This is a genomic window from Paenibacillus terrae (genome assembly GCF_005217525.1).
Classification (GTDB): domain Bacteria; phylum Bacillota; class Bacilli; order Paenibacillales; family Paenibacillaceae; genus Paenibacillus; species Paenibacillus terrae_C.
On the sequence record NZ_PNXQ01000016.1, the window covers coordinates 817,871 to 831,315 of the forward strand.

General features: G+C 48.6%; 16 protein-coding genes. 2 read left to right on the plus strand and 14 right to left on the minus strand.

Features of this window, described 5'->3' with window-relative positions:
* Nucleotides 1-50 precede the first annotated feature (50 nt).
* From C1I60_RS21300 to C1I60_RS21330, 7 genes are all read right to left on the minus strand, one after another.
* Complete coding sequence (locus C1I60_RS21300) at nucleotides 51-473, minus strand: stage V sporulation protein AB (protein ID WP_137063878.1); 423 nt, start codon at nucleotides 471-473, stop codon at nucleotides 51-53.
* Complete coding sequence (locus tag C1I60_RS21305; protein WP_137063508.1) at nucleotides 473-1,126, minus strand: stage V sporulation protein AA; 654 nt, start codon at nucleotides 1,124-1,126, stop codon at nucleotides 473-475. The genes C1I60_RS21300 and C1I60_RS21305 overlap by 1 nt, the downstream gene beginning before the upstream one ends.
* A gap of 175 nt (nucleotides 1,127-1,301) precedes the next feature.
* The gene (sigF, locus tag C1I60_RS21310) at nucleotides 1,302-2,057 is read right to left on the minus strand and encodes an RNA polymerase sporulation sigma factor SigF (RefSeq protein ID WP_134913785.1); all 756 of its coding nucleotides are present in this window, start codon (nucleotides 2,055-2,057) and stop codon (nucleotides 1,302-1,304) included.
* An 11-nt stretch (nucleotides 2,058-2,068) separates the two neighbouring features.
* Complete coding sequence (gene spoIIAB / locus C1I60_RS21315) at nucleotides 2,069-2,524, minus strand: anti-sigma F factor (RefSeq protein WP_137063509.1); 456 nt, start codon at nucleotides 2,522-2,524, stop codon at nucleotides 2,069-2,071.
* Nucleotides 2,521-2,874, minus strand: coding sequence for an anti-sigma F factor antagonist (gene spoIIAA / locus C1I60_RS21320; RefSeq protein WP_137063510.1), 354 nt, complete (start codon nucleotides 2,872-2,874; stop codon nucleotides 2,521-2,523). Before spoIIAA ends, spoIIAB begins: the two co-directional genes overlap by 4 nt.
* A 96-nt stretch (nucleotides 2,875-2,970) precedes the next feature.
* Complete coding sequence (locus tag C1I60_RS21325) at nucleotides 2,971-4,164, minus strand: D-alanyl-D-alanine carboxypeptidase family protein (RefSeq protein WP_137063511.1); 1,194 nt, start codon at nucleotides 4,162-4,164, stop codon at nucleotides 2,971-2,973.
* Nucleotides 4,165-4,376: 212 nt separating this feature from the next.
* Nucleotides 4,377-6,035 carry a glycosyl hydrolase family 28-related protein gene (locus tag C1I60_RS21330; RefSeq protein ID WP_137063512.1) on the minus strand — a complete coding sequence of 553 codons (1,659 nt, stop codon included), beginning with the start codon at nucleotides 6,033-6,035 and terminating at the stop codon, nucleotides 4,377-4,379.
* 205 nt (nucleotides 6,036-6,240) lie between these two features.
* On the opposite strand from C1I60_RS21330, the gene C1I60_RS21335 reads away from it, so the two are divergent.
* On the plus strand, nucleotides 6,241-7,452 hold the full coding sequence (locus tag C1I60_RS21335) for an O-antigen ligase family protein (protein ID WP_137063513.1): 1,212 nt from the start codon (nucleotides 6,241-6,243) through the stop codon (nucleotides 7,450-7,452).
* Between the two features lie 91 nt (nucleotides 7,453-7,543).
* Here C1I60_RS21335 and C1I60_RS21340 read toward each other — a convergent pair whose 3' ends face one another.
* The 7 genes from C1I60_RS21340 to C1I60_RS21370 form a co-directional block, all read right to left on the minus strand.
* A complete protein-coding gene (locus C1I60_RS21340; protein WP_137063514.1) occupies nucleotides 7,544-8,368 on the minus strand; it encodes a purine-nucleoside phosphorylase in 825 nt (274 codons plus the stop codon).
* 81 nt (nucleotides 8,369-8,449) lie between these two features.
* Nucleotides 8,450-9,394 (minus strand): site-specific tyrosine recombinase XerD, encoded by a 945-nt coding sequence (xerD, locus tag C1I60_RS21345; protein ID WP_137063515.1) that lies wholly within the window; start codon nucleotides 9,392-9,394, stop codon nucleotides 8,450-8,452.
* Between the two features lie 67 nt (nucleotides 9,395-9,461).
* A complete protein-coding gene (locus C1I60_RS21350; protein WP_137063516.1) occupies nucleotides 9,462-9,704 on the minus strand; it encodes a YqzK family protein in 243 nt (80 codons plus the stop codon).
* 185 nt (nucleotides 9,705-9,889) lie between these two features.
* On the minus strand, nucleotides 9,890-10,387 hold the full coding sequence (gene fur, locus C1I60_RS21355) for a ferric iron uptake transcriptional regulator (RefSeq protein ID WP_137063517.1): 498 nt from the start codon (nucleotides 10,385-10,387) through the stop codon (nucleotides 9,890-9,892).
* Nucleotides 10,388-10,489: 102 nt separating this feature from the next.
* Nucleotides 10,490-11,143, minus strand: a complete 654-nt coding sequence (gene spoIIM, locus C1I60_RS21360; protein WP_137063518.1) for a stage II sporulation protein M — start codon at nucleotides 11,141-11,143, stop codon at nucleotides 10,490-10,492.
* Between the two features lie 205 nt (nucleotides 11,144-11,348).
* Nucleotides 11,349-12,545: an endonuclease Q family protein gene (locus C1I60_RS21365; protein WP_137063519.1), complete on the minus strand. Its 1,197-nt coding sequence runs from the start codon at nucleotides 12,543-12,545 to the stop codon at nucleotides 11,349-11,351.
* 5 nt (nucleotides 12,546-12,550) lie between these two features.
* Nucleotides 12,551-13,162: an NUDIX domain-containing protein gene (locus C1I60_RS21370; protein ID WP_137063520.1), complete on the minus strand. Its 612-nt coding sequence runs from the start codon at nucleotides 13,160-13,162 to the stop codon at nucleotides 12,551-12,553.
* A 121-nt stretch (nucleotides 13,163-13,283) separates the two neighbouring features.
* Between C1I60_RS21370 and mciZ the strand changes: the two genes are divergently transcribed.
* Nucleotides 13,284-13,427, plus strand: a complete 144-nt coding sequence (gene mciZ, locus C1I60_RS21375; RefSeq protein ID WP_014282169.1) for a Z-ring formation inhibitor MciZ — start codon at nucleotides 13,284-13,286, stop codon at nucleotides 13,425-13,427.
* Nucleotides 13,428-13,445: the final 18 nt, after the last annotated feature.

Here is a 13,445-nt window from a genome sequence, read left to right on the forward strand (position 1 = left end):
TTCTTGATCCGGTGTATGCTCCATATCTCTTGCCCCCTTCACTTTCCTTGTTAACGGTTGTATACGAACCAGTCAAAAAACGAACCCGTCACCTTACCCAGCACCATCGCCATCAGCAGACCAAACATATACACGGTCATATGGAGACGTTTGGCGAGTATAGGCAAGAGATTCAGTACCTCCGTCAATGCTGCGGCAAGTAAACCGATAAACACTCCGCAAAACAACCCGGGTATCCATGTAAGTACGCCCGGCAACGGCAAGCATATATTCCAAAAATCGGCCACCGTTCCCACCACTGAACCCAAAATCATAGACTTTTCGTACGCTCGTGATTGGTTATAGGTACGGGTAAGCTGTGCAAGCCGAGGAATCATATCCAGCACAATAAAAAGCGCGATCACGCCACCACCCACCGCAACGCCTCCGGCGATACCTAAAATGATCTGAAGTGCACCCTGTACATACATCATCATCGACGCTTATCCTTCGTAGGCATGCGGGCCATCTTTTCATATTCCTCCGCCACTACGTACTGATCCACATTTTCCTGATACAGATACATTTCCACTTCCAGCGGCGTTGGCTCCTCGTTCCATTTTTTTTTAAACAAATGATTAAAGAACACGATCATACCGAAGCCGATGCCGATCGAATACGCAATCTGGAAGAGATATGGATGCTCATCCTTGTGTCCGGTAATCATTTCAACAATCCGCACCTGCACCTCCATCATGCTGACGTCAGCGTGGAAATTCATAATCGTAAGCGCAGATCCAAAGAACAGAAGCAACCATACCAGAACAAACAATATTCTGGATGGCTTACGCGGTTTCTCCACGATTTCCACAAGCACATGCGGCTTGCCGAGAGATTCCACGACGACACCCGGAATGCGTTCTCTAATTTTCGAAATGATTTGCAACATGTCCACCAGTATCAGATTACCGTCCTGCTGCTGCGGCCGCTTAAGAACAAGCTCCAGCAGATCGTTTTCACATTCGGGATCTGCCAGCAGATGGGCTACATCTCCCAAACGCAAGTCATGCCCCTGTGACATGCGTACACGACTGCGGAGACGTAAATAGACTATGGGAGCCACTGTAGGAGCCGGATTATGAGTCATCCGATCCCCTCCTTATCCTCGTAATTACCGTTTAGTATGAGGCGAAGCCATGAAACATATTCTGTGCCCTTTCTTTTTCTCAACGCAAAAAGGGTATCCCCGACCCACTAACATGGCTTGGGAGTACCCTTTGGAATTACGTTTCATGAGAATTCAGCAAAAATTCTCACCGATATTATTGAGCAATCTGATCACGAATCGACTGTAAAATCTTTTTTTCCAGCCGCGATACCTGCACCTGGGAAATACCAAGACGGCTTGCGACCTCTGATTGGGTCTGATCGCGATAATAACGCAAATATACAATGAGCCGTTCCCGCTCAGTCAGCCCACCGATAGCCTCATTCAGCGCCAGCTTGTCGAACCATCGCTCCTGCGATTCATCAGCAATCTGATCCATCAGCGTAATCGGATCACCGTCATTTTCGAACACGGTTTCGTGAATCGAGGTTGGCGGCTTGTTAGCCTCCTGGGCAAAAACAACATCCTCTGGTGTAACTCCCAGTTCATCTGCGACTTCCTTGATCGTAGGTAAACGGTTCAGCCGTTTGGATAGCTCGTCCTTCATTTTGCGGACCTTATTGGCCGTCTCCTTTAAGGAGCGGCTAACCTTGAGCGTGCCGTCATCGCGCAGAAAACGTTGAATTTCCCCAATAATCATCGGGACCGCATATGTTGAAAATTTGACTTCATAGCTTAGATCGAATTTGTCCACCGATTTTAACAAACCGATGCAGCCGATCTGAAAAAGATCGTCAGGTTCATATCCCCGGTTCATAAAGCGCTGCACGACAGACCATACGAGCCGGATATTACTATTGACCAGTGTCTCACGGGCATCATTATCACCGGATTGACTCCGTGCAATGAGCCGTTTGACTTCCGCATCCTCCAAATAGCTGTTCGAAGTTTTTTTTCCTCCCGCTTCCATAGGATCAACCCCTAATTATACAAAGCTTTCTTGGATTCAATCCTTTTCTTCATCCGGACCGACGTGCCTCCGCCCGGCTCACTGACTGCTTCAAACTCATCCATGAAGTTTTCCATTATGGTAAAACCCATACCGGACCGTTCCAATTCAGGCTTCGACGTATACAGTGGCTGCTTCGCCAGCTCCAAATCCTCAATCCCTCTTCCTGCATCTTCAATCACCAATGTAACCATGTCCGTTTCAATCCCGACCTTGATCGTCACGACTCCGGACGGATCGCTGTCATAGCCGTGAATAATACTGTTCGTCACCGCCTCGGACACCACGGTTTTCAGATCACTTAGCTCGTCCATCGTAGGATCAAGCCGGGAAATAAAGGCAGCGACAGCGACGCGGGCAAACGCTTCATTCTCGGATTTGGCGGCAAACTGCAAGCTCATGAAATTGTTTCCCGTACTTTCTCTCATGACACCACCTCCAGTTCCGTGAGCGCATTTCCCTCATCTTCATATACAGGCATGATTTTAAACAGGCCTGACATATCCAGCAGTCGGTGTACCGGCGGATTGACATCACAGACAGCCATCTTCCCGCCCTTCTGTTTAATCAGCTTGTAACGTCCCAAGATAACGCCAAGGCCGGAGCTGTCCATAAACTGGAGATTTTTCAGGCTGAGCACAATATGCTCGCATTGGCGGCGCTGAATCGCCTCATCCATTTGCATACGGACCATGTCCGACGTATGGTGATCAAGCTCACCGGACAGCCTTACAATCAGCACCCCCCGGTGATGCTCCATTTCAATTTGCAGGTTCATGCTTACTCACTCTCCTCCCGGTCTTGGACAAGGATTTCTACGCAGCCGCAGACGATTCCTGCCCTCCGACAAAACTAGAAGAAAACCCCTTAAAATCTACAAAGAAAACAGGTTCGACATGGTACGTTTAAACAATTTCCACCATCCAGCCTTCTCCACCGCTACGGGTGCGGTTATGTTAAACTCCTTGAGCCGTTTACCATCCTGATAGACAACCAGCTTGCCGACCGGATCACCTGCACGGACAGGAGCTTTCAGACTTGGAGCGAGTTGCAGTTCATGACGCAGCGTTTCCTTCGTTCCTCCTTTTTTCACCAGTACACTGTAGGAACGATCTGCCTGAATTTTCAGCTCCGGCAGTACACCCTTCTCGACTTTTACGCTTCCCAGCAGGTCACCCGGCTTGTACACTGATTTCATTGTGTATTGGGAAAAAGCATAATCGAACATGGAAGATACTTCATTGTTACGTGTTTTAGTATTCGGTTCGCCAAGTACAACAGCGACTACACGCATACCATCACGTTTGGCTGTAGCGGAAAGGCAAAATTTCGCTTCCCCTGTATAGCCTGTTTTCAGCCCGTCCGCTCCTGTATAGAAACGAACCAGCTTATTCGTATTCACCAACCAAAACGGCTTGGCCGAGGATTTGCGTAAATAGTCCTGATACGCACCTGTATATTTTGTAATTTGAGGATATTTCAACAGTTCACGGCTCATGACCGCAATATCATGCGCAGAAGAATAGTGATTTTTTACCGGCAAACCATTGCAATTGGCAAAATGGGTATCCTTTAAACCAAGCTGCTGCGCCTTCGCATTCATCAATTCGACAAAAGCCTGCTCAGAGCCCGCAATTTTCTCAGCCATCGCCACGGAAGCATCGTTGCCGGAAGCCATCGCCACTCCCTTAAGCATCTCATCGACCGTCATTTCTTCTCCCGGCTCCAGAAAAATTTGCGATCCGCCCATCGAAGCCGCATATTCGCTGGCCCGTACTTTATCGGTCAGCTTGAGTTTACCGTCATGAACAGCCTCCATCGTTAGCAGCATAGTCATAATTTTGGTAATGCTCGCCGGAGGAAGCTTTTCACGGCTATTTTTTTCATAGATGACTGTACCCGTATCCGCATCCATCAGAATTGCCGAGAGAGCCTCAGGAGCGAGCTCGGCCGCAGAACCCTCCCTGGGCTTGCTTTCAGGTTTGCTTTCCTCGGCCCAACTACCGACGGGGACAGCAGTCAAGGCTACCAGACAAGCCAGGATGAATGCTACCACTTTTTTCTTCACAATCGGTTCCCTCCTCAACATATTGGCGTAAAGCACCGGAGCCCGTAAGCTTACTCCTCCGGCCTATTCACGTGCTGCTAACCATTGTCGTCAGATTGGATGAAAAATATTCCATACGCCTGAAAACATCAAATAGCACCAAGCTAGGTCAGCATGGTGCGGATTTTTCAAATTTAGAATGAAAGAACGTCTATCATCTGCGTGACAGCGACTTACATTCGGCTGATCGTGAGGTACGTAAGTCCTCCACCCGGTAAAATATCCGTTTTATTTTGGCTGAACACCCGTATATCAATAAAAGAATCCGCCTCCAGCTTCAGTTCAATCGTTCCACTCAAAGCACTGTAGTTCAGTCCGCCAATCACCCGATCATCGAGATAAGCATACGCCGAGCTGCCGGCAACCTGTTGATCATTTACATGGAGCGCCAACCGTGTACGATTGCCATCCACTTGAGGATCGGTTGAAATATAGGCTTGTATTCTGTACTTACCAGCTTGTTTGGCCCGCCAACGGCTGCCCGTCGCCTCAAACTCGGTCAGTTCATCATAGCTGATCTGGTTGAAGTTTACCTTCTGCCAACTGCCTGCGAGGATACTTTGTCCTGCTCCCAGATAGGCTTTGACAAAAGTTTTATCCAAATGCTCGATTCCGTTGTTCGAATATTTCTCGACTAGCAGCAAGGCTTGCCCTGTCCCGTTGTTTTTATAATAACGGTTATCCGCGTAATTGAAATCCAAATGCGAGCGAAGTGTTGCCTGCTGCGTGGATGAACTGCCGGAGAAGGAAACCAGATTCCTCAAATTGCGTGGATATCCACCCACCTCATCCACTAAAATTTTTTTGCCAATGACCACATCTACAAAATAGTCACATACTGACCCGTAAGTGTCGCCGTTATCGTCCTTGAATTTGTCCGCGATGGCTAAAATGGAGTCGCGAAGAGCGACATTCTTCGTCTCCTTCGTGGCCCCAATTTGAATAAAAGATGGAACCGTCACTCTATGTTCTAAGCTCAGCCCCTCAAACCAGCAGCCTATAAATTCAGCATTCATAAAGTCATCAATTCGAATGGGGATATCACTTGAGCTTCCGTCCTTAATGTGCTGGCTCGCCAAAAATCTCGCACCGTTGGAACTATTCAGATCGAGCGCCGTATCATTCCCCAGTGTAAATAAAGCAAGGCTGGTAAACTGTGAACTTCTGTTCTGCAAGTGAATACCCGTTTTATTATAATTAATTTCCGTACAATTAAATAAATTCACATCACTTTCGCAGCCCCAAAAGGCCGTTTCAAAATGCTCAATCAACACATTATCCAGCGTAACTCCGCCGCCCTTCCAATCTTGGATGCCTAAAGTACCTTTTCCATAATATCCGCGCTTCACTTCCTGCGAAAAGGGATTATTTAATGCTGCTCGATTCGTTCCTTCGTAGCGGATGGCCAGGTCATGAAACTGCACATTTTGAAAGCCGCTAAACGATGGAAGACTCTCGTCTCCAATTTGAAAACAAGGACCCGTACCATAGTATTCAATCGACGTAACCCCCTTACCCTGTCGGTATCTTCCCTTATGAATGCCAAAAATGCGTACGCCCTGTTTGCGAATCTGAAGGGTGGAGGTTATTTTGTATCGTCCACTGGGGATGTGAAGTATGGAATAGTCGGGAGTCTTATTGATCAGTTCCTGCAAAGCCGCCGTATCGTCCTGAACACCGTCGCCTGCCGCTCCAAACCAACTGACATTTACACTGCGTTGGATAAATTCCTTTTCAATGCTTTTAAAATTTTCGTTTAATTGCTGCGGCGTTAGCTCTGTGCCCGTACCACTCAAATTCAACTTCAAACGATCTGTGAAACGATCCGTCACCCGAACACCCCCATTTATAAAAACATAGAAAATATATATCTTTCAGACAGACTGAAGGATTTTGCATTTCCTTAACATGGACTGAGTATATGAACGGGACGGCTTGCTCTACACCTGAGAAAAATGAAAATTAAAAATTTTATCATTGTACAACAAGATACATTTTGTATAAAATAGATACATATCGTATCTAGGTGGTGGATGTGTGAAGACTGTCCTTACAGTAGTCGGTTTACTTGCTTTTTCGATTCCTTATGCCTGTCAGGGCTTGTCTCCCAGAGTGATCGCAATTTCCCTGCTTATCCTGTTGTTTAGCTATCTGATGCTGTTGCCCTCGCTAAAGCCACTGATCGCAACCTTAGCTGATAATCCGTTGCTGACCTTGCTCATGATGTACATAGCTGCCTCCTGTTTATGGGCTGCACAGGAACAGACCTCATCCATGCTGATGGTGCTTAAATTCGTTGCTTTTTCCACCTTCGGACTTTATCTAGTTACCCATTATACGACGCAAGGCTGCATCCGCCTGTTGGTCATTACGTTAAGTGTTATGAGCATACTCAATTTACTGGCGGTATTGCTCGTTCCCTCCTTTGCCATTCATGGAGGCGTCGAACATACAGGGCTGTGGAAAGGCATTTCCGGTCATAAAAACACACTGGGAACGCTCTCTCTGCTTTGTTTTGTTTCACATGTCATTTATTATTTCAGGGGAACACGAAAAGCTTTACATGTTGGCTTTGTTTTGCTGAATGCCTTACTGCTCATCAAATGCCAATCCACCACCTCGTTGCTGCTTACTTCTTCCCTGTCCACGTTCATCCTGTTTATATTGCTATTCAAAAGAATCCGAAGCGTTGCCCTGCGTGGTTTCTTCATTAGCAGTTCCTGCCTGCTTGTGCTTTTGGGCCTCGTGCTCCTCTTTAGTTACGGGGATGCGATTGCATCGGAATTCGGCAAAACAACAACCTTAACTGGAAGAACAGAAATCTGGCAGGGGATTGCAGGTGCCATTGGCAGTCACTACTGGTTTGGTTATGGCTATGGTTCCTTCTGGGCAAACCGACCCAGCATCTATGCCAATGGAATCCGATTTGATCTGACAAGCAGCCACAGCGGATTTCGGGATCTGTGGATCGATATCGGCCTCACAGGGCTGTTAGCAACCATTACACTCGTCATAACCACTTTATTTAAATTCAGAATTGGTAAAACCAACATGTATACATGGCTGACAGCAGCCGTATTCTTCTTATTCATCGTGTTAAACAACATTACGGACAGCCGCTTCCTAAATTCCCTGGCCATCTACTGGATTATATTCATCGTTATTGTGATTAAGGTACAGGAACGCCATAGACTGTTAATTGCAGAAAAGGCGAACACAACAGTATGCAGCACACCCCTGCAACATTAGGTCCTACCAAATGATTAGTACGCAAAAAAGAACCCCGTTTTCCTACGGCCTTAGATGGCGTTCGGAAACGGGGTTCTTGGGATATAACAATCTACATTTGTGGAATAATCGCCAAAACGAGATTTAAAAATTTCTCACGCACCTTCTCTGCTGTATCCATTACTTCACCGTGAGACAGGGGCTGATCCAAAATGCCTGCCGCCATGTTCGTGATACAAGAGAAGCCCAGCACCTCAATGCCTGCATGTCGGGCTACGATTACTTCGGACACCGTGGACATACCCACCGCGTCTGCACCCAGTGTGCGCAGCATAACGATTTCAGCAGGCGTTTCATAGTTTGGACCCAGCAATCCGGCATATACGCCTTCCTGCAAGCTGAAGCCCTGCTGAGTAGCGGTTTGCTTGGCAATCTCGCGCAAACGACGGCTGTATGCCTCCGACATGTCAGGGAAGCGAACGCCCAGAGCAGCATCGTTCGGTCCGATCAGCGGATTTTGTCCGGTCAAATTGAGATGATCCGAGATAACCATCAGATCACCTGCCTCGTAAGACGTATTGACACCCCCTGCCGCATTTGTCACCAGCAGACTTTGAATACCCAATTGCTTCATGACTCGAACCGGGAAAGCTGTAAGCTGCGGGCCATAGCCCTCATACATATGGAAGCGGCCCTTCATCATAACTACAGCGCGGCCTTCAATGGTACCTAGCAGCAATTCTCCTTCATGACCTTCTACCGTCGATACGGGGAAATGGGGAATATCCTGATAAGGAATACTAATTCCATCTTGAATCAAATCGGCCAGAATGCCGAGACCCGAGCCTAAAATAAGACCGATTTCCGGACGGATTCCGCTCTTGGCACGGATATAATCTGCTGCTTCCTGAATCGTAGCTTGGTTGGCTGTTGACATCAATATCTCTCCTGACTTGTACAATCGTTAGTTATAGTTGCTGTTGGTGGTTACTATAATGATGATTATGGTAAATCGTCGTCACATGCGATCCTTGCTTTCGCTGGACGGACGATTGCCGCCGTGCGGGTGGTGCTTTTCGTACACTTCCTTCATACTTCGCTTGGCTGTCCGTGCATAAACCTGCGTCGTAGACAGATCGGCATGGCCCAGCATCTCCTGTACGGAGCGCAAATCCGCTCCGCCCTCCAGCATATGTACCGCAAAAGAATGCCGTAGGGTATGCGGTGTAATATCCCCGCTTATGCCTGCTTCCTGACCATACTTCTTGATCATTTTCCAGAAGCCCTGTCTGCTGAGACGCTGGCCAGATACATTGAGGAACAAGGCTTCCTGTTCTGCCTGAGTTTCCTCACCCTGCCCGGATCGCAGCAGCAACCCACGCTGCTCGTCCATGTACGCTTGTGCCCACTGCGCTGCCTCACGGCTGATTGGCACGACACGCTCCTTGCCCGCCTCACCGCCACAGTGAACGAAACGCAGATCGGTGCGTACATCACGCACGTTCAGGGCGATCAGCTCGGATACACGGATGCCTGTCGCATACAGCAGCTCCAGCATCGCCTTGTCCCGTCCCCCTTGCAGGGTGGAAACATTCGGCGCTGCCAGCAGACGCTCTATCTCATCCTGCGTGAGCACCGAAGGCTTTTTTTTGTTGGCCTTCGGCAGCTCCAGCAAGACAGACGGGTCATGACCCGTCATCCCCTCCCGAATGAGGAAATGGAAAAAGGAGCGGATAGAGGCTACGCTGCGCGAAATCGTCGCCGCAGCTCTTCCCTGTTCCTTCAAGCGTCCCAAATACAGCACCAGATGGGAGCGTTGAACATGGTTCGGCAGCTCGATGCCGCAGCTTTCAGCGAACTTGACAAACTGCTGTACGTCCCGATGATACGCTTCCAATGTGCTGGGCGACAATCCCTTTTCCTCTTCCATATATCGAACAAAAGGTTGAATATACATTTTCATGAGTTCCAGAAGTCTCCTTGTCCTGCATACAACGGTTCAGTCGGATCAGTCTCAGCGTCTGCATGGATTATTCACCATACCAGTAAAAGAACCGTAGACGCTCCGACACTGCCGCCTTATGCTCGGGTACGTCGGATAATTCCTGCCCGCCGAATACTTTGACTGCATGTCCTTCCGGTATCCGGTAATGATCCACAGGTGTAATCCAATCCCTGAACATCCCAAGGCTATAGTAGAACATACATGCGAAAGCCCCGAACAGTATGACCAGACGCAACCATTTCAGTCCTCTCCGCAACGATAGTACCATGTGAATCAGCCGCCTTTTTTCTAGATTATAGGCCCTATTAAGGCTCTCTATGAAAGGGTATGACAAGCTGTTCATTTTTATAACTGCTTAATGTCGTATAACAGATCCCGAACCAAAAAAGTCCCCCAACTAAAAAAGCTCCCCCGAACGCGTCTTCGCCGGTGAGAGCTTGGGTTGTCAGCTTATTAATCCTGAGATTTGTTTTTCTTGGTTTTACCCAAAAATTTCTGGGCGGTGGTATCGTTCTTCGCCTTGCAACGATAACAAATACCGTGAAAGTCCAAACGGTGGTCCACTACAGTAAAGTTATATTCCCGTTCCAGACGCTCTTCGAGCGGTCCAAGCCAATCCTCCAATATTTCATCCACACTGCCGCACTGCACACATATCAAATGGTGGTGGTGATGCTTGGTCGTATCGCCGCGTAGGTCATAACGCGCAACGCCATCACCAAAATTGATTTTCTCCACGACGTGCAGTTCACTTAGCAGTTCTAGGGTACGGTATACGGTTGCCAGACCAATTTCGGGAGCTTTCTCTTTAACGAGCATAAATACATCTTCCGCACTCAGATGATCATCTTCGTTCTCAAGTAAAACTCTGACGGTGGCTTCCCGCTGAGGCGTTAGTTTGTAGCCCTGGGATTGCAGCTGCTGCTTAATTTTTTCGATCCGTGCTTCCATGTGTCTCCCTCCCCCTACAAAAGCTACTGCCCACTGCACTTTTTTTCACTCCTATTATTATAGGGGGTCTATACAAATAAAGTCAAACATTTTGAAGCGGAGTCAAGGAGACACGGAAGCAGTCAGCATGGGAGTAACCCACTGCATCATAACCGGGGTGATCCAAGTTTCAAAGGACGCGCTTCCAACGAGGAGCAGCATCATTGCAGCGGTCAGCCCTGCGTAGGACAGCAACGGACGCAGCATGCCGTCAGATGGCCGTGTAGCGAGTATTTTAGTTTTGATCATATGAATGGAAAAGGTCATCGCAGCCACACTGCACACGAGCAGTACCGGAATGATGATTAAATTGTGGGGAGCCACGGAAACGAGGGAAAATAACAGCCCCTTCCACGAATATTGTCCTACCATATACCCTACCGAAAAACCGATCAACACACCCTTGAGGAAATTCAGTACGAGAATGCCGGGAAGACCGATAACCGAAAGACCACATACCCAGATTAAACCGACCCATTTTAGATGTAGAGACACATTATCCCAAAAGGTTGAGGTCGCTTGCGAACCAGCAAAGCCCTGCTCATTTTGATTAACCGTCATAAAAAAATCCTTCAGATAACGCGACAAATCCTGAAGCTGCTCCAGCGAGAGCGCGTTCACCATCAGTGCACCAAAGACGACTCCCACCAGAAACAGCACAGCCAAAAATACATAATACGGCGTCTGGTCCTTTAACGTATGACGAAACCATTGCATCGGCGTCCTGCCCCTTTCAACTGCTTGTTTGTCCAAAAAACAACCGTAATCCGACGGCTGATGGCTAGGGTTCGGGGCAGCTTGCGCTGCAAAAGAAGATTCACGAGCGATGTGCCAAGCCAACGGCATAGATATTTAATGGTTATGAACAAGCAGACCCCGATATGACTTTAATAGGACATGACTTTATGGGGACATGACTTTACTAGGACTTGGCTATTTTGCCGTAGGTTCCACCACCACCGGATACGAGGGAAAGTCGTCCCTCCCGGGAAAGGATAATTTGCTCTGCCAACACTTCTCCGACAACCGCCGCCAATTGTCCCTGTGTGACCTCATGTAAAATATTCATTTCTGTTCCGAACGCATTCAGCAGATGGTTCAGCTTGGCTTTGCCCAGACCGGGGATAAACTCCAGCGGAATCTGGTAAATGTACGGTGGACGATGCGATGGAATCACGGGCTGCTCACGGTCAGCAATACTCCATATCCGATCCAGCACGCCTCGCACCAGCTTGGTATGGCCACAAGCAAGACAGCGTTCATCCGCCATCTGCTGCTCGTTCATAATCGTACCACAGCTTTGACAGTAGGAACGATGGTACTTGCCCAGCTTCGGATTTAATCCGTAGTTGGCAGACACCCGTCGTCCTTCCCGTCGCTCCAATGCCATTCTGAATTCATCAAAGCTCGGCTTTGCCATGGATAATTTGTTGTACTCCCGCCCAATTTTGCCGAGCGAATGGGCATCCGAATTGGTCAGGAAGCTGAAACGATCCAGCTCCGAGATCAATCCGGCCATAGACGAATCTGCACTTAACCCCAGTTCCACCCCGCTAATGAGCTGCATATCCAGCAGTTCCTCCATACGGGCCGCAGAGCTGCCGTATATGCCCTTATGAGGGGTGAATATATGCGCTGGCACCATTAGGCCTCCACGGCCATAAATTTGCTGCTGCAGCTCGCGTGGCGGAGCATAGATACGCTGCGAGCTGAGATTGACATTTTTCATGTGCCGAGCCATCCATTGCGTAAAACCCTCCATCACCGCCAAATTGGGAAAATAGGCCAGGATGTGCGCCTCGGGACGACCTTCCGCCCGAATCTCCAGCTCCGTTCCCAGCAGCACAACCGTATCCCGGTACGCGATACCACCACCGCTGATTTCCGTCATTTCACCTGTTTGTAAATAAGCGTGGATATCCTCCTGCACGTTCGGGGCATGGCAGTCAATGATCCCGATCAGTCCGATCCCCTTGCGACCAGATGCTTCCTTGGCAATGTTAGCGAAAGTCAGGTTCCGACTGCCGCTAATTTTGACCGGATCTCCCTTTTCCGTTCTGCCAATATGAATATGGAGATCAGCATAGTAATCTGTAAGTTCCACCGTATTTCCATTCATACCGCTTAGAAGCTCCCTGTGTGTTGGTAAAGCTGCCACGCATAGACGGCAAGAATCGTTTTGGCGTCACTAATCCGACCTTCACGAATGAGCGACTGTGCTTCCTCCAGCGTCACCTCGAACAACTCCAGAAATTCATCCTCATCCGGTTCCATTTCTCCCAGCTCCAACTCTTCAGCCACATATAGATGAATGATTTCATCCGCAAATCCGGGGGAAGTATAAAAGGAATGTAGCAACTTCAGCGACTTGGCAGTATAGCCTGTCTCTTCTCTCAGCTCGCGTCCCGCCGCCTCCATTGGATCTTCGCCCTTCTCCAGCTTGCCAGCCGGTATTTCCACCTCACATCGGCCCATCGCCTGTCTGTACTGATCCACGACCAGCATTTTACCCTCATTCAACGCCAGCACTGCCACCGCCCCCGGATGCTTCACGATTTCACGCTTACCCGTGGAGCCGTCGGGAAGCTCTACCGTATCCACCTGCAATGAAATCACTTTTCCTTCAAAAATAGGCTGCGTGGATACCGTTTTTTCCTCCAGCGCAGGATTGGAATACGGCTTGTGAACTGGGTTGCTCACCCGTTTATTCACTGGATCGTTCTTTTGGTTGTTCATCAGCATGTTGCCTCCTTCGTCATCTATCTCTTCATCAGCCATCGCCAGCTTAGTCTAACTTGTCCACTTCGGGCATATGGTGGTATTATAACAAATTTCCCTGTTCAAAGGAGATTCGCCAATGAAAAGCTACCGTACCGAAACCACTCTCCATATTGTCGGCAAAGCCTGGCAGATTCAAGCCCTCCTGCGGCAATGGCAAAAAGAACACGGCTCCGCTGCCACGATCGCCTCGCTCATGGTTCCAAAAAAGGTTCAGGTCTAAAGACAAGGGAACGCTCCC

Bases quoted from the DNA above. Each gene is read 5' to 3' on its own strand.
- C1I60_RS21300 (WP_137063878.1), bottom strand. From the start codon at position 473: ATGATGTATGTACAGGGTGCACTTCAGATCATTTTAGGTATCGCCGGA.
- C1I60_RS21305 (WP_137063508.1), bottom strand. From the start codon at position 1,126: ATGACTCATAATCCGGCTCCTACAGTGGCTCCCATAGTCTATTTACGT.
- sigF (WP_134913785.1), bottom strand. From the start codon at position 2,057: ATGGAAGCGGGAGGAAAAAAAACTTCGAACAGCTATTTGGAGGATGCG.
- spoIIAB (WP_137063509.1), bottom strand. From the start codon at position 2,524: ATGAGAGAAAGTACGGGAAACAATTTCATGAGCTTGCAGTTTGCCGCC.
- spoIIAA (WP_137063510.1), bottom strand. From the start codon at position 2,874: ATGAACCTGCAAATTGAAATGGAGCATCACCGGGGGGTGCTGATTGTA.
- C1I60_RS21340 (WP_137063514.1), bottom strand. From the start codon at position 8,368: ATGTCAACAGCCAACCAAGCTACGATTCAGGAAGCAGCAGATTATATC.
- xerD (WP_137063515.1), bottom strand. From the start codon at position 9,394: ATGAAAATGTATATTCAACCTTTTGTTCGATATATGGAAGAGGAAAAG.
- C1I60_RS21350 (WP_137063516.1), bottom strand. From the start codon at position 9,704: ATGGTACTATCGTTGCGGAGAGGACTGAAATGGTTGCGTCTGGTCATA.
- fur (WP_137063517.1), bottom strand. From the start codon at position 10,387: ATGGAAGCACGGATCGAAAAAATTAAGCAGCAGCTGCAATCCCAGGGC.
- spoIIM (WP_137063518.1), bottom strand. From the start codon at position 11,143: ATGCAATGGTTTCGTCATACGTTAAAGGACCAGACGCCGTATTATGTA.
- C1I60_RS21365 (WP_137063519.1), bottom strand. From the start codon at position 12,545: ATGAATGGAAATACGGTGGAACTTACAGATTACTATGCTGATCTCCAT.
- C1I60_RS21370 (WP_137063520.1), bottom strand. From the start codon at position 13,162: ATGAACAACCAAAAGAACGATCCAGTGAATAAACGGGTGAGCAACCCA.
- mciZ (WP_014282169.1), top strand. From the start codon at position 13,284: ATGAAAAGCTACCGTACCGAAACCACTCTCCATATTGTCGGCAAAGCC.